Here is a 15,142-nt window from a genome sequence, read left to right as displayed (position 1 = left end):
AATTCGCCTCGCTGCCCATCAGCGAGGCGTCACCTACATCCCCCATACTGCAGGGTTCTATCACCGGGACATTAGTTTGCCGCGGCGTGTCTGTCCGCCGATCGTGGCGATCGGCACATGGACGCGATCTTGTGTCTTCGACGGGAACGCAGGTCACGGCCCTACTTGATGCCCGCTGCGTCCATTCCTCGAAGCTCCTTCTTCAGGTCGGCGATCTCGTCTCGCAGGCGGCCCGCCAGCTCGAACTGCAGGTCGCGGGCCGCGCTCATCATCTGATCGGTCAATTGCGACACGAGATCCGCGAGCTCGGCGCGCGGCATGGCCGAGACATCGCGCTTCTCGATCACGCCCGCACTGCCGGCCTTGGACACCTCGCCCTGCGCCCGGCGGCCGCGGCTCGCGTTGCGGCCCGAACCGCCGACCGCAACCGCCTCGTCCTCGGCTTCTCGATACACCTGGTCGAGGATGTCGGCGATCTTCTTGCGCAACGGCTTCGGGTCGATGCCGCGCTCCTTGTTGTAGGCGATCTGCTTCTCGCGGCGGCGTTCGGTCTCCTCGATCGCGTTGGCCATCGAGTCGGTGATCTTGTCCGCGTACATGTGCACCTCACCTGACACGTTGCGGGCCGCACGGCCGATCGTCTGGATCAACGACGTGGTGCTGCGCAGGAACCCTTCCTTGTCCGCATCGAGGATCGCCACCAACGAGACCTCCGGGAGGTCGAGACCCTCGCGGAGGAGGTTGATGCCGACGAGGACGTCGTAGTCACCCGACCGGAGCTGGCGCAGCAACTCGACACGACGCAGGGTGTCGACCTCGGAATGCAGGTACCGCACCCGGATGCCGAGTTCCAGCAGGTAGTCGGTGAGGTCCTCGGCCATCTTCTTGGTGAGCGTCGTGACGAGGACGCGTTCGTCGCGTTCGGTGCGCTGCCGGATCTCGTGGACCAGGTCGTCGATCTGCCCCTTGGTCGGTTTCACCACGACCTGCGGGTCGACCAGACCGGTCGGGCGGATCACCTGCTCGACGAACTCGCCGTTCGACTGACCGAGTTCGTACGGTCCGGGCGTCGCCGACAGGTACACGGTCTGACCGATGCGGTCGACGAACTCATCCCAGGTCAGCGGGCGGTTGTCCACCGCAGACGGGAGCCGGAAGCCGAACTCGACGAGGTTGCGCTTGCGGGACATGTCGCCCTCGTACATGCCACCGATCTGCGGGACGGTCACATGCGACTCGTCGATGACCAGGAGGAAGTCCTCCGGAAAATAGTCGATCAGCGTCGCCGGTGCACTCCCGGCCGAACGACCGTCGATATGGCGCGAATAGTTCTCGATGCCCGAGCAGAATCCGACCTGGCGCATCATCTCGAGGTCGTAGGTGGTCCGCATCCGCAGGCGCTGGGCCTCGAGGAGCTTGCCCTTGCCCTCGAGCTCGGCAAGCCGTTCCTCGAGTTCCTGCTCGATCGACGCCATCGCGCGTTCCATCCGCTCCGGCCCCGCCACGTAGTGGGTGGCCGGGAAGATCCGCAGCGAGTCGACCTGACGCACGACGTCGCCGGTGAGCGGATGCAGGTAGTAAAGCGATTCGACCTCGTCGCCGAAGAACTCGATGCGCACCGCGAGTTCCTCGTAGGACGGGATGATCTCGACGGTGTCGCCGCGGACGCGGAAGCTGCCGCGGGTGAACGCCGTGTCGTTGCGGGTGTACTGCACGTCGACGAGCAGCCTCAGGAGGGCGTCGCGGTCGATCTCCTGTCCCACCTCGAGCTCGACCGAACGATCGAGGTACGACTGCGGCGTACCGAGGCCGTAGATGCAGGACACCGACGCCACCACCACGACGTCGCGGCGGGACAGCAGACTCGAGGTCGCCGAGTGGCGGAGTCGTTCGACGTCGTCGTTGATCGACGAGTCCTTCTCGATGTAGGTGTCGGTCTGCGCGATGTACGCCTCGGGTTGGTAGTAGTCGTAGTACGACACGAAGTACTCGACGGCGTTGTTGGGCAACATCTCGCGCAACTCGTTCGCCAGCTGCGCGGCAAGGGTCTTGTTGGGTGCCATCACCAGCGTGGGGCGCTGCACCTGCTCGATGAGCCACGCCGTCGTCGCCGACTTACCGGTACCGGTGGCACCGAGGAGCACGATGTCCTTCTCCCCCGCCTGGATCCGTGCGGTCAGATCCTTGATCGCGGCGGGCTGGTCACCGGCGGGCTCGTACTCGCTGACCACCTCGAAGCGGGCTTCAGTGCGCTCGATCTCGCCGATCGGACGGAACTCGGAGTGCGCGAGCACCGGACGTTCTGCTGCAAAAGCCATAGTGCCAGGGTAAACGCGCACTACGACACGAGTGTTCCCGCGCGGTCTGCGGCCCGCCGCCCGACGAGCGCCCAGAGCAGCACGACGAACGAACACACCCGTATCGGCCGGCCGGTCACCGCGAACAATGCGATGTCCCCGATCAGCGGGAACGGGGCGAGCCGGACGACCCTCGCACCCGGCACCGGCGCCTTCACCCGCGGCCTGCCGGCCCGTGATGAGGAACTTCACCAGGACCCAGCGGCGGATGAAGAAGCCCGACGGGGTGGTGCGCACATCGGGGAACATCTCCCATGTTCACCCTGAGATCGGCTGCCGGCCGAACTACATTCGGGGAATGACGAGCAACAGCGGTCCCATGACGACCGCGCCGGCCGGACCCCACTCGATGCACCCGCCCAAGCGGGAGGTCTTCGATGTGCCCGCGATGACGAACACCGACAACAAGGGATTCGTCCGGGAGGTCGAGGAGTACCGCGTCACCGACTACGGCCTCTACATGTCGCGCTCCGCACCGGGCCACCCCAAGTTCGACCACCTCGAGTCATGGCTTCTCCCCTCACTGGGTTTGCGCGCCAACATCTTCCACTACCAGGGCGGGTACCGGGCGGATCAGCGCCTCTACCTCGACATCGGCCGGTTCTCCGGTCCCGACGAACACGGCCGCTGGTACGCCGAGGACTGGTACCTCGACCTCGTCGACGTTCCGGGATCACCATTGGAACTCATCGACGTCGACGAGGTCTTCGAAGCGCACCGTTGCGGACTGCTCGACAACGACCAGTGCGTGGAGGCCGTCGAGATCGCGACCCGCGCGCTCGTCGGGGCGGCCGCACACGGCAACGATGTACAGGCCTGGCTCGACGACGCGGTCGGCGGCGTGGTGTTCTTCCGGGACCATCGCCCCGATCACGCGCGGTGATTCGGCAGGACGGCCGACGACGGACTCAGTAGGTGGGCAGCACGAAACACGCGCCGTTCCGGATGAATTGCGGCAGTTGCACTCCCGTCCCCACGTCGACGGTCCGCGTCTTGACCACCCCGTCGAGGTTCGCGGCGAGCACGTACCGTCCGGGGGCCGAGGGCCGCCAGGTCGGGGTGACCTCGACGGCGGTGGGCCTGGCGTTGTAGATCGTCACGGTGCGGCCCGCCCGCGTGGACGTCACCTTGAGCGTCGACTTCGCCGACTTCGGATCGCCGACGATCACCGACAACGTGTAGGCGCACCCCGCACCGTAGAGGTTGTAGTTCGACGACCCGTTCGCCGAGGAGCCGTAGCCGGGCAGCGTGTCGACGGCGATTCCCTGCAGGGCTGCGTTCGCCGGCCCAGCACTGATCGCGGCGGCCGTGAGCGCCGCCCCGGCAACGATGCCGCCGACGACCGTACGCACGTGTTTCGAACTCCCCGAACCCCACATATGTGCTCCTCACAGCGCTGTACCGACTCGGCCGTCCGCACCGGGATCGGCGCGTCCTCGCAAAGCTAACAGCGCGGGGCGCGCCCTGTGGCCAATTCAGACAACATTCGTAGTCAGTTTGGCCCCTCAGGCGGTTGTGACCCGAACTGTCGCGGGCCGCCCCGGATCGCAGGAACCGTGAACACCGGGACCGGCGGGCGCGAACCCGCCGTCGGCAAGAAGATCGACGAGATCTGCGGACGCGGCGTCGTCGCGCGCGGTGATCCGGAGCTCGACCTTCGCCGCGTCGGTGATCTCGACGGCGGTCGCCCGCTCCCCGGCGATCGCCCACATCCGATTGACCAGACGCCCCGCCGGACCATCCGGATTCGGTTCGGCGGCAATGAGTTCGGAGACCGGATCAGCGACCCGGCGCGCGCGGACGTTGGCCTCGAACGGCACCAACCGATCGTCCCAGACCCGCGCCGCGGCAGCAGCGAGATCATCGGCCGTTCCGGAGTTGTCCAGCCAGACGTCGGCGACCGCACGACGCTGCTCGTCGGTGGCCTGCGCGGTGATCCGAGCACGCGCGTCGGCCTCGTCGACGCCGCGCATCGTCGTGAGGCGATGCAGTCGGACGTCGGCGTCGGCGAACACGATCACCACGAGATGGAAGAACGGCGCGGTGTGGTTCTCGACCAGCAGGGGGATGTCCTGAACGACGATGGCGTCGTCGGGTGCCGCCGCGAGCAGTTCCTGCGTGCGCGCACCGATCAGCGGGTGGGTGATCCCGTTCAGCGTCTTGCGCGACTCCTCGTCGACGAATGCCTTTGCCGCGAGCGCCGGACGGTCGAGGCTGCCGTCGGCGGCCAGGATGTCCGAGCCGAAGGCCTCGACGAGTCCGGCGAGACCTTCCGAACCGGGTTCCACCACCTCGCGGGCGATCTTGTCCGCGTCGATGATGTACGCGCCTCGTTCGACGAAGGTCTTCGCCACGGTCGATTTGCCGGCGCCGATGCCACCGGTCAGTCCAAGCCTGATCACGCCACCAGTCTGGCAAACAGGTTCCTGACCGGTGCACACCGGCGCCCCGTGTGTCGTGTCGGCTCAGCCGGTGACCGCGACGAGTTCGATGGTCTCGTGCGGCAGGGTGGCCTCGCCGACCTTCTCCCCCGTGTTCAGATCGACCGCGACGATCTTCTTCGACGCGGGTTCACTGACGTACGCGATGCGGTCCTGCACCACGACATTGGGCATCGGCGACTGCCATTCGTCGGGTTCGGCCCACTCCCCGATCGCCGGGATGCGGGCGGTGCGGTTCCCGGATTGCGCGTCGAAGACGTGTAGCGCGCCGTCGGTCCCGAGGATCACCGCGGACCCGCCGGGGCCACGTTCGAGCGACCGGAAGCTGTAGGAGGCGTCGAGGTCGACCAGTCGGAGGTCGCCCGTTCGGGTGTCGGTCAGCGAAAAGCGTGTCGGCCGTTCGAGTTCGGCGCCCTCGTCGCTCTTGTAATCCCCCAGCACGACCGGGGAACCGTGGTCGCCGGCCTGGTTCCCGATGCGGCCGTATGGATCCGGGCTGGCCACCTTGCGGATGTTGTTGCCGTCGACGATCAGGATGCCGTCTTCGCAGCCGAAGGTCAGGCGACCGTCGGCTGCGGCGGCCTCGCCGTGCACGCCGGGGCATTCGTCGTTGCGTGCGATCTCGTTCCGCTGTTTGTCCAGGATCGCGATACCACTGCGCGATTCCTCGTCGCCGCGCGTGACGACGACCGATCCGTCGCCGCGGAACACGGCCACACCGTGATGGGGTTGCGGGACCGTGAACGTGGTGGCCACCGGATTGCCGCGCAGCAGTTCCGCGGGTTCGACGATGTCGACCTGCCCGGTGCCGTCACTGAACAGAGTGATACGCGAGTTGTGGACCACGACGTGTCCGGGTTCGGTTCCGCCGAAACGCATCCCGGTGAGCGAGGGCTGGGTCGTGTAGTGGTGACCGTGGTCGCCGTGCGCCTTGGTCCAGGTGCCGGCGTCGAGGACCCGGAACCCGTCGGTCTCGGAGACGAAGACGTGTCGCCCGTTGCCCGCGCTGTTCAGCCGGACGAACCCGTCGACGGGAAGGTCGGCGACCTGATCGAGCGAGGTGGCGTCGAGCACGAGGATCCCGCCGTCGTAGCTGAGTGCGAGTCGCGGTGTCGCGCTTTGCTGTTCCGCGGGTCCGCTCGAGGATTCGGCGGGCGGGGCCGCCTGCTCGGTGTCGCCGCAGGCGACGAGCGCGATGGAGGACGCCGCGAGCAGCGCCAGGGAACGGGTCAGAGTTGTTCGAGGTGATAGCACTCGGACAGTCAACCGTCTAATGAAAATGATTGTCAACAACGCATGGTTGCAGACGGTGCGAGTGGTGTCAGCCCTCCCCGATCAGCGGCGCCAACCCGTCGAGGAGTCGCTCGAGGCCGAAATCGAACACCTCGTCGGGAGCTCCCGGCGCCTGATGATGCTCGCCCGCAACGGTTCCCACGCGATCGGCAAGCGGGAACTCCCCGTCGGGTATCACCGCGTCGAGTTCGGGTGCGACAACCTCCCACCACTCCACGTCGGTCATGCCGCTGTCGGCCACCGCCGCATCGGCTGCCAGCGCCTCCCGGGCGTTGCCGGTCACGAAGGCGGACAGGAGACCGAGGATGTGGTCGCGGTCGAGGTCCGAGATGTCCAGCGGTTCGAGTACTTCGAGCTGGCGTTCGTAGCGCGCGAGGCGATGGGGGCCGAGAACCTGTCGCCACGGATTGGCGTCGATCAGCCAGGGATGCGCCAGGTATTCGGCGCGCAGATGGTGTGCGATCTCGGCGAGGGATTGCCGGACGGTCGAGGCCGGGCCGGGCATCGGGTCGCCGGCGACATGGTCCACCATGAGCGCGACCAGGACGTCTCGCGTGGGCACGTAGGTGTACAGGGTCATCGGGCCGACGCCGAGCTCGGCGGCGAGGGTCCGCATCGACACCGCGGCCAGTCCGCGCTCGTCGGCGAGCGCGATCGCCTTGCCGACGACCTCGTCGACGGTGACCCGTTGGCGCGGACCACGCCTGGGCGCCTGCGGTTCCCCGCGTCCACGCCACAGCAAGCGAACCAGTGTCCGGACATCGTCGGCTGTCGACATGGTGCACCTCCTCTCCGTACGGCGTACGGCGTACGGCGTACGAGATCATCACCGTACCCAGTGGGCGGCGGATTGTCCGACAGGAAACGAAAAGCCCTCCCGGGAATCCCGGGAGGGCTTTCGTGTGCTCAGTGCAGATCTACTGCGGGAGCAGTGCTATCAGGCGTTACCCGACAGCTTCTCGCGCAGAGCGGCGAGCTGCTCGTCGCTGGCCAGCGAACCGCCGGTGGAAGCGCCACCGGTGTTCGACGAGCCACCGCGGCTCTCCGAGGCCGACGAGTAGTCGGTCGGAGCGTTGGCAGCCTCGGCTGCGGCAGCGGCGAACTTCTCCATCTGGGCGGTGTGCATCTTGTGGCGACGCTCGGCCTCGGCGTACCGGGCCTCCCATGCCTCACGCTGCTTCTCGAAGCCTTCGAGCCATTCGTTGGTCTCGGCGTCGAAGCCCTCGGGGAAGATGTAGTTGCCCTGCTCGTCGTAGCTGTCGGCCATGCCGTACTTCGAGGGGTCGAACTCCTCGGTGTAGTCCTCGTTGGCCTGCTTGAGGCTCAGCGAGATACGACGACGCTCGAGGTCGATGTCGATGACCTTGACCATCGCATCGTCGTTGACGGCGACGACCTGGTCCGGGACCTCGACGTGGCGCTCGGCCAGCTCGGAGATGTGGACCAGACCCTCGATGCCCTCGTCGACGCGGACGAACGCACCGAACGGCACCAGCTTGGTGACCTTGCCCGGGACGATCTGACCGATCGCGTGGGTGCGGGCGAACTGACGCCACGGATCTTCCTGGGTGGCCTTGAGCGACAGCGAAACGCGCTCGCGGTCCAGATCGACGTCGAGGACCTCGACGGTGACCTCGTCGCCCACGGCGACGACCTCGGACGGGTGATCGATGTGCTTCCAGGACAGCTCGGAGACGTGGACCAGACCGTCGACGCCGCCGAGATCGACGAACGCACCGAAGTTGACGATCGAGGACACGACGCCCTTGCGGACCTGGCCCTTCTGCAGCTGGTGCAGGAACTCGCTGCGGACCTCGGACTGGGTCTGCTCGAGCCATGCACGACGCGACAGGACCACGTTGTTGCGGTTCTTGTCGAGCTCGATGATCTTGGCCTCGATCTCCTTGCCGATGTACGGCTGCAGATCGCGGACGCGACGCATCTCCACGAGCGATGCCGGGAGGAAGCCGCGCAGGCCGATGTCCAGGATCAGGCCGCCCTTGACGACCTCGATGACGGTGCCCTTGACGGCCTCGTCCTTCTCCTTGAGCTCCTCGATGGTGCCCCAAGCCCGCTCGTACTGCGCACGCTTCTTGGAGAGGATCAGACGGCCTTCTTTGTCCTCCTTGGTGAGGACCAGGGCCTCGACCTCGTCACCGACGTTGACGACCTCGTTGGGGTCAACATCGTGCTTGATCGACAGTTCGCGGGAAGGAATGACGCCTTCGGTCTTGTAACCGATGTCGAGCAGAACCTCGTCCCGATCGACCTTGACGATGGTGCCCTCGACGATGTCGCCATCGTTGAAGTACTTGATCGTGGAGTCGATGGCGGCGAGAAAGTCCTCGGCAGTGCCAATGTCATTGATGGCTACTTGCGGCGAGGTGATCGTGGGGGACGACATATGTTGAGTTGCTCCGGACAGGTGTGTAGTAGGTACAGTGCTTGACGTATTGATCGGCACAAAACCCCTGATCAGAAGCATTTCGATCGGGGCGTGTGCCTGTCGCGCGTCATCGAGCGCACGCGCGTTCTCCAAGCCTACTCCAGCGGGATTGTGCTGGGCAAATGCCCTTGAGACGGCCCCTCCCGCACAGCCTGTGACGAACTCCTGTGAGTGACGACCGACACGCGGGAAAGTTCCCCTTCGAGCGCGTCGACAAGAGTGTGTGGTCACATTCTGCACCGCATCGGTGGCTAATCGCGCTGTGACGCGAGTGCCGCGGTGCGATTCGCGATCCACGACCGCAGCGATTCGACCGCTTCCTCTCGGTCGCCCGCCGACAGTTTGTCGGTGACCGGCACGGCTTCCGCGACACCGTCGAGTACCGAGTCGGCGAGCCCGTCGGCGTAGATCTGGTCGTACAGCTCCCAGTAGGTGGAGCGGTACAGATCGACGAATGCTCCCCCAGGTTCGGTCGCCGCGGCGAGGAAACGGGTCTTCAACGGGTTCTTGACGTCACGCAGACCTGGCGGTCGCGCCCCGCCGGGTCCTGCTCCCTCGGGCGGCGACATGGCGTCTGCCGCCGGCTGCTTGCCGTCTGCCGCGGGCTGCGGGCCACCGGCGCCGGGCCGCTGCTGTCCGCGGCGGCCGCCCATGGGTCCGATGGAGACCTCGTCGTCGGGTCCGGCACCGGGGTCCCCGTTCATCGCGAGATTCAGATCCCAGGAGACGACGGTGAACTTCTTCGACTCGAGGTCGTACCAGAGGTAATAGTTCTGGCCCGGCCCGCTCATGTCGTCCCCGTTGCCCAGCAGATTCTGCGTCGCCACGTAGCGCGCGAAGGACTTCACGTCGACCCACTGGTCGAGTTCTTCGGCGAACTCCCGGTCGTCGGCAGAGTCGAGCCATCGGGCGAGGTTGATGACCGGCTGAAGATTGCCGTTGCCGACCGAGTTGATCTGTACGAACTGCTCGGCGTAGTCGGACTGGTCGTCCCCGACGTACTTCAGCCTCGAGTTCGCGTCGGCCTTGTAGAGGTATCCCTTCGAGTCGAAGAGGCTCTCTGCATAGCTGGCGTCAGGGTGCTCGAGGACCAGCTTGCTGGCGGTGGCGCTGCCGTTGATCGAGTAGGTGACGTAACCGTAGCGCTGCGACGCCTGGCCGGTCTGGGCTGTCACGGACAGCGCGGTCGCCTCGTTCACGACCGGACTCCCCGGCCGCACCGACAGTTCGGTCATGCCCTGATATGCGCGACCGTCGAAATACTCGTCGAAACTGAGCAGCAACGGCAACGAGGTCGGGTCGTCTTTCGACACCTGCGTCATCGTCTTGCGCATCCGTTCCATGGCGGCGGGATCGAGTGCGGCGGGATCGAGTGCGGCGGGATCGAACCCTGGCGGCGCCTGTCCCGGTACCACGTCTGCTCCTCCGGGAGGCCCCGGCGGACCGCCCCCCCGTCCGATCCCCACCCGGACCGAATCCTCTGCCGCGCAGACCCATCAGCGTCGAATTGCCCTTGAGTCGGACAGCCACGTCGTCGAGACGGGTGCCGTCGATCACGACGTCGGCGGCGACCCAGTCCTTGCTGCCGTCCTTCTCGAACGACGACAGCATCGACCGGTACTCCGCATCGGTCATGTCGATGGTCAGCTCGTGGGAGACCGACGGATCGAACAGGTCGACGTTCCCGGCGACGTTCGTCGTGATCTCCGAGGCGATGACATCCGCGTCCCCGGTGATGAACGGCCGGATCTTCCACCCGCCGAACACCGTTGCCACCACGAGGACGAAGACGACGAACGCCACCGGCCACTTCCAGTGCTGGCGGAGCGACCGTGGGATACGGTGTCGCAACCGCGCACGTGGTGGAGTCGGACGCGCGGTTTCTGCGGGAGCCGCGGGAGTACGGTCGTCGGGACTGTCGGGCATCGCTGTCAGATGTCCGTCTGGTCGTAACCGGTCAGCACGGTGACGCGCTGTCCGGTGTTGACCGCGCTCAGCGCGGAGATCAGCTCACCCGGCTTGGTGCCCTTCTTCAGCTGGGCCGTGTAATACAGCTCCGACAAGGCCCCGGAGCGAACAGATTCGGTGGACACGAGCTCGAATTCCTTGCACTTGTCGATCAATACGTCCTCGACGCGGGCGGTGTACTCGGGTTCCGGCGGAACCTGAACCTTGACGACCTGACGCTGGACGTCGAGTTTGAACCAGTTGAACTTGCTCATCAGCACCATCACCAGGCAGATCGCGACGGTGGCCGCGATCGCCAGGACATAGAAGCGGGTACCGGTGGTCATGCCGATCGCCATGACCAGGAAGATGAAGCCGACGTCGCGGGTCTCCTTGATGGCGTTGCGGAATCGCACCACCGACAACGCGCCGACGAGCGCGAACGCCCGGGCGATGTTCGATCCGACCACCAGCATGATCAGCGACACCACCATGCCGACGATCACCAGGGTCTGAACATAGGACTGGCTGTAGGAGACGTTCTTGTGGGTCAGCCGGTAGACCCAGCCGATGATCGCCGACAGGACAAAGGACAGCGATAGCGACACGATGATGTCGAAGGTGGTGAATGTGCCACTGAGGTCTTGGATCTCGAAGTTCATTGTCTGCTTTCAGAAATTGTCTAGAGCGTGCTGAAAAGGTCGTCGGGCACCCGGTCGTGTTCGCCCGGCGGGATGATCAGTTCCGGTGCACCGACAATCGACTTCGGCGCCAACCCGAAGGCCTGGATCGACTGGCAGTACTTGGACACCCGGATCACCGACATGTCCATCCGGGCGGTCAGGTCGGTGGCCCAGTACGGCACCCGTTCGTTGGCTTTGAGTTCGACGATCGCCAGGCGCGGTGGGATCGTGAAGCGGTTCTGGGCTTTCGAACCGAAGTAGAAGTCGCCGTCACGACCGTGCACCTTGTGATCGATGGTCACCCGGAGTCCGAGATCGGCGTCGCGACCGACAAAGGCCTCACGTAGATATCCGGTGGTGACCGTCGGCCGGAGGTCGAGGTTTCCGATCAGTGTGGTGACCTCTTCGACGAACGGCCTCTGCGAGTCGTCGCATTCGATCGTCTGACGGTCGTCGAGCCAGCTCCGCGCGATGCCGTAGGGCATGGCGGTGCGTCGTTTCTGGGTGACGCGATTGACCCGCTGTTTGATCTCGATCTGCACCGGGGTCTCCTCGGTGCATGCCGCGGGATCGCCGTACAGCCGCATCCGCAGCTTCCGTCGGAACTTGAGTCCTTCGATCTTCTCCCAGTAGAAGCGCAGATCCGGGGTGTCGTAGTACAGGGACGTGACCGGATATCCACCTACCGGAGAGTGCGGGTCGGAGTCCATACGCGCAGCCAACTCTCGACGCAGTTCAGGCACGCGCATCTCGTCGACGAAGTACTTGATCTCGTAGCGATTGAAGGCGTGGAGTCTGCTGGCGGTCTCCTGGAAGCCGGACGCGCGTGCAGGTGTGGGCGGGTCCCCGTCGGTCGATGATTCGTCACCGCCGGCCCGTTTGAACCAGCTCGTGATTCCCACGCTTCTCCTTCCTCGGCGGCCACACGCTCGGCGGCCGCAGATCACCCGTTCGGAACTCGTCCACTTCATCAGATGAACCTTCGGAAACGGTGCGGTGAAACTGGGAAGTTGCTGTCAGCTCTGACCTGGTCGAACACAGCCACGCGTCGAGAGCCCTGGAGGCACGGAAGGCAGACACGTCGCTCGCCTGCCGGCGATCGTGAACCGAACCGCCGGGCGCTGCACGGGAGCTCTGGTTGACTACATCCGTGGCACATTCGATCGAGTTGTTACCCGACGACGACACCGACGCCTGGGTGCGCCGCCGCTGGTCGGCGCTCGCCGAAGTCGGCCTTCCCAGCGCGCAGCGCGTGCGCTCGGACACCAACCGTCCACACGTCACCCTCCTGGCGGCGCGCCACATCACCTCCGCCGCCGACGCCGCCCTCGGTGGCGCCGCTCAGCGCCTACCGTTGCGATGCATCATCGGGGCACCAGTCGTGTTCGGTCACGGCTCCCGCCACACCCTGGCATTGCTCGTCGTCCCCGGGGCCGAGCTGCTGTCGCTTCACGCAGGTGTCACGCACGGTTCGCGGTCACACGGTTCACCCGGACGACGTCGCGGCCGGGATCGACAACCCGAGCACCTTTGCCCATGTCGAGCCGGGCGGATGGACCCCGCACATCACCCTGGGCCGCCGCCTCACCTACCACCAGATCGGCGAGGCACTCGCCACGCTCGAACCACTGGGTGAACCCGACCGGGTCTGCACCTTCACCGCGTTGCGACGCTGGGATCCCGACGCCGGAACCGAGTACGTGGTCGCCGGCCGGGCCTGCTGACCTGCAGGGATGGGACCCGAGTCGGAACCGCTCCGTGACCGGTCCGTGAGCCGACGCTGACATCGTTCCAGAATGACGATCACCCCCGACAGCACCCCACCTCCCGGGCAGGACGCAGACAGTACGAACGCAGACCGCACCGGAGTCGTCTCCGCGGCACCGACCGCCGACGAATTCGCCGAGCGATTCCTCACCTCCACCCTGGCGACCGCGGAAACGATGAGCGTCTACCTCGGGGAGCGCCTCGGCTGGTACCGATCCCTCGCCGATCACGGCCCACTGACCGCCGATGACCTCGCCGCCCGGACCGCCACCGACGCACGGTACGCGCGCGAATGGCTCGAGATGCAGGCCGCCTACGGCATCCTCGAGGCCGACATGTCCGGGACCACAACGACATTCGACATCTCCCCCGGTGTCGCCGAAGTCCTCACCGATACCGCCAGTCTCAACTATCTCGGTGCGCTACCGCGGATGTTCGCCGCGTCGTTCGGCCGGTTGCCGGAACTGCTCGACGCCTACCGCACCGGCGGAGGTGTCAGTTGGGAACAGTTCGGCACCGACGCACGCGAATCGCAGGCCGCCCTCAACCGGCCGTGGTTCGAGTCCCGACTCGCACCAGCTCTCGCCGGCGTGCCCCACCTTCACGAACTTCTGTCCCGCCCAGGTGCCCAGGTCCTCGACATCGGGTTCGGCGCCGGATACTCGACGATCGCACTCGCCCGTGCCTACCCCGACGCCAGGCTCATCGGCCTCGACATCGACGCCGATTCCGTGCAGATGGCGCGGCGGAACGCCGAGGCCGCCGGGCATGGCGACCGGGTGCACTTCGAGATCGCCGGCGGAGAGGAAGCCGCTCGGCGCGGGCCGTTCGACGCCGCCTTCGCCTTCGAATGCCTCCACGACATGCCCCGGCCCGTCGAAGTTCTCACCGCGGCGCGGCACGCTCTCGCGCCCGGGGCACCGATGATCGTCATGGACGAAGCAGTCTCCGACGAGTTCTCCGGTCCCGCAGACGAACTCGACAAACTCATGTACGGGTTCTCGCTGTTCGTCTGCCTACCCGACTCGATGAGTTCACCGCCGTCGGCCGCCACCGGCACCGTCATGCGCCCCTCGACCCTGCGGTCCTACGCCGAACAGGCCGGTTTCCAGAGCGTCGAGGTGCTGCCGATCGAGGACTTCGCCTTCTTCCGGGTCTACGAACTCCGCACCGGTTGACATTCGGCCCGCTCGCTCCGCTCCCGGCACCGGTTGACATTCGGCCCGCTCGCTCCGCTCCCGGCACCGGTTGACATTCGGCCCGCTCGCTCCGCTCCCGGCACCGGTTGGCTCGTCGACCGACCCCGAGCAATATCATCGCAGCATGCCCACCGACGACGACCGCGAGAGCACCACCGCGCAGGAGACCTCCGTGAGGCCGCCGCGCATCCTGGGCGACGTCGACTCCGCGACGAGTGACCGAGCAAGCCGTTGGTGGTGGGACCACGACGCGGAGAACTACCACGACGAGCACGGCGCCTTCCTCGGCACGTACACCGGTGGTGGTGACTTCGTCTGGTGCCCGGAGGGCGTCCGCGAGTCCGAGGCCGGACTCCTCGGCGAGATCGAGGGCCGTACGATCCTCGAGATCGGTTGCGGCTCAGCGCCGTGCGCCCGCTGGCTCGCCGCTCACGGCGCTCATGCCGTCGGCGTCGACCTGTCCCGGCGCATGCTCGGGATCGGTCTCGACGCCATGGACGCCGACGAGGTGCGCGTGCCGCTGATCCAGGCGACCGCCGAGACCCTGCCCTTCGCCGACGAGTCCTTCGACACCGTCTGCTCCGCGTTCGGGGCAATCCCCTTCGTCGCCGACTCCGCCGGCGTCATGGCCGAGGTCGCGCGGGTCCTGAAGCCCGGTGGCCGTTGGGTTTTCGCGGTCAACCACCCGATGCGCTGGATGTTCCTCGACGACCCCGGCCCCGAGGGGTTGACCGTACGAATCCCCTACTTCAACCGCACGCCGTACACCGAGACCGATCCGAACGGGCAGATCACCTACGTCGAACATCATCGGACCATCGGCGACCGCGTCCGCGAACTACGCGCCGCCGGGTTCGTCCTCGACGACATCGTCGAACCCGAGTGGCCAGACGACCACGACCGCGAATGGGGCCAGTGGAGCCCGTTCCGCGGACGCTACTTCCCCGGCACCGCGATCTTCTGCAGCCACAAGCCCGAATAACCGCGGATACGCCCGGCGTCTCAGAGC

Annotated in this window: 14 protein-coding genes; 4 read left to right on the top strand and 10 right to left on the bottom strand. The window is 66.2% G+C overall.

Annotated features, from left to right (window positions below):
- Positions 1–161: 161 nt before the first annotated feature.
- Complete coding sequence (gene uvrB, locus GONAM_RS15575) at positions 162–2,318, bottom strand: excinuclease ABC subunit UvrB (RefSeq protein ID WP_040536675.1); 2,157 nt, start codon at positions 2,316–2,318, stop codon at positions 162–164.
- Between the two features lie 20 nt (positions 2,319–2,338).
- The gene (locus GONAM_RS22695) at positions 2,339–2,503 is read right to left on the bottom strand and encodes a hypothetical protein (RefSeq protein ID WP_157159171.1); all 165 of its coding nucleotides are present in this window, start codon (positions 2,501–2,503) and stop codon (positions 2,339–2,341) included.
- 152 nt (positions 2,504–2,655) lie between these two features.
- On the opposite strand from GONAM_RS22695, the gene GONAM_RS15570 reads away from it, so the two are divergent.
- Entirely contained in the window at positions 2,656–3,240 is a 585-nt protein-coding gene (locus GONAM_RS15570; RefSeq protein WP_040536687.1) for a ribonuclease FAU-1 family protein, read from the top strand.
- Positions 3,241–3,265: 25 nt separating this feature from the next.
- On the opposite strand, the gene GONAM_RS15565 is transcribed toward GONAM_RS15570, so the two are convergent.
- The 8 genes from GONAM_RS15565 to GONAM_RS15530 all read right to left on the bottom strand — a co-directional run bounded on the left by GONAM_RS15565 (position 3,266) and on the right by GONAM_RS15530 (position 12,069).
- Complete coding sequence (locus GONAM_RS15565; protein ID WP_006867716.1) at positions 3,266–3,736, bottom strand: hypothetical protein; 471 nt, start codon at positions 3,734–3,736, stop codon at positions 3,266–3,268.
- A gap of 126 nt (positions 3,737–3,862) precedes the next feature.
- The gene (gene coaE / locus GONAM_RS15560; RefSeq protein WP_006867715.1) at positions 3,863–4,759 is read right to left on the bottom strand and encodes a dephospho-CoA kinase; all 897 of its coding nucleotides are present in this window, start codon (positions 4,757–4,759) and stop codon (positions 3,863–3,865) included.
- A gap of 63 nt (positions 4,760–4,822) precedes the next feature.
- Positions 4,823–6,052, bottom strand: coding sequence for a zinc metallochaperone AztD (gene aztD / locus GONAM_RS15555; RefSeq protein ID WP_006867714.1), 1,230 nt, complete (start codon positions 6,050–6,052; stop codon positions 4,823–4,825).
- 67 nt (positions 6,053–6,119) lie between these two features.
- Positions 6,120–6,869 carry a TetR/AcrR family transcriptional regulator gene (locus tag GONAM_RS15550; protein WP_006867713.1) on the bottom strand — a complete coding sequence of 250 codons (750 nt, stop codon included), beginning with the start codon at positions 6,867–6,869 and terminating at the stop codon, positions 6,120–6,122.
- 159 nt (positions 6,870–7,028) lie between these two features.
- Complete coding sequence (gene rpsA, locus GONAM_RS15545) at positions 7,029–8,495, bottom strand: 30S ribosomal protein S1 (protein WP_005201078.1); 1,467 nt, start codon at positions 8,493–8,495, stop codon at positions 7,029–7,031.
- A 293-nt stretch (positions 8,496–8,788) separates the two neighbouring features.
- A complete protein-coding gene (locus tag GONAM_RS15540) occupies positions 8,789–9,952 on the bottom strand; it encodes a CotH kinase family protein (RefSeq protein WP_006867712.1) in 1,164 nt (387 codons plus the stop codon).
- A 516-nt stretch (positions 9,953–10,468) separates the two neighbouring features.
- The gene (locus GONAM_RS15535; RefSeq protein WP_006867711.1) at positions 10,469–11,146 is read right to left on the bottom strand and encodes a DUF4956 domain-containing protein; all 678 of its coding nucleotides are present in this window, start codon (positions 11,144–11,146) and stop codon (positions 10,469–10,471) included.
- 20 nt (positions 11,147–11,166) lie between these two features.
- Positions 11,167–12,069 (bottom strand): polyphosphate polymerase domain-containing protein, encoded by a 903-nt coding sequence (locus GONAM_RS15530; RefSeq protein WP_006867710.1) that lies wholly within the window; start codon positions 12,067–12,069, stop codon positions 11,167–11,169.
- Between the two features lie 555 nt (positions 12,070–12,624).
- Between GONAM_RS15530 and GONAM_RS22955 the strand changes: the two genes are divergently transcribed.
- The 3 genes from GONAM_RS22955 to GONAM_RS15515 all read left to right on the top strand — a co-directional run bounded on the left by GONAM_RS22955 (position 12,625) and on the right by GONAM_RS15515 (position 15,115).
- A complete protein-coding gene (locus tag GONAM_RS22955) occupies positions 12,625–12,891 on the top strand; it encodes a hypothetical protein (RefSeq protein ID WP_006867709.1) in 267 nt (88 codons plus the stop codon).
- 72 nt (positions 12,892–12,963) lie between these two features.
- On the top strand, positions 12,964–14,112 hold the full coding sequence (locus GONAM_RS15520; protein ID WP_006867708.1) for a class I SAM-dependent methyltransferase: 1,149 nt from the start codon (positions 12,964–12,966) through the stop codon (positions 14,110–14,112).
- Between the two features lie 145 nt (positions 14,113–14,257).
- Positions 14,258–15,115, top strand: a complete 858-nt coding sequence (locus tag GONAM_RS15515; protein WP_006867707.1) for a class I SAM-dependent methyltransferase — start codon at positions 14,258–14,260, stop codon at positions 15,113–15,115.
- The last annotated feature ends 27 nt before the right edge of the window (positions 15,116–15,142 follow it).

The organism is Gordonia namibiensis NBRC 108229, from assembly GCF_000298235.1.
Lineage (GTDB): Bacteria > Actinomycetota > Actinomycetes > Mycobacteriales > Mycobacteriaceae > Gordonia > Gordonia namibiensis.
This window is presented reverse-complemented; position numbering and strand designations above follow the sequence as displayed.